The sequence below is a fragment of the Klebsiella sp. 141198 genome (assembly GCF_050600785.1).
Lineage (GTDB): Bacteria > Pseudomonadota > Gammaproteobacteria > Enterobacterales > Enterobacteriaceae > Klebsiella > Klebsiella aerogenes.
Genome location: NZ_JAQIRM010000024.1, coordinates 1 through 374 on the forward strand (window position 1 = coordinate 1; position 374 = coordinate 374).

1 protein-coding gene is annotated in these 374 nt (G+C 62.6%); it reads right to left on the reverse strand.

What is annotated here, in order from left to right; genetic code table 11:
• Positions 1–374, reverse strand: a 374-nt coding sequence (locus PGR10_RS25410) for a carbohydrate porin (RefSeq protein ID WP_430924284.1), incomplete at both ends; no start/stop codon positions are given.

A 374-nucleotide genomic window follows, 5' to 3' on the forward strand; every position in this document is an offset into this window, starting at 1 on the left:
ACCCCGCTGTCGTTGGTATGGCTCAGCACCAGCCCGCCCTGCCAGGCATCGAGGCGCGCGTCGCTGTCCACCGCTTTTGAGTCAAAGCCGTAGTTGGCGTACACCTCGACGTCAATCGGCCCGGCCTTGATGTTGTGGGTTTTGGTGGTCAACGCGTAGTGGCCGTTGTCGCCGGTATCGGAGCTGCCGGTACAGGTGATGCGCGACGGGTTGGTCTCGTCGGCCATCACTTCCGGGCTACAGGATTTCACCTGCGACACCGTCGCCACGTCGAACTGCACGCCGCCGATATCGAAATTCTTCACCCCGGCGCCCTGGCCGTCGTGGTTCATCCAGAAGTAGTCGTTGATCCCCTGTTGCGGGCGCTGGTGGAA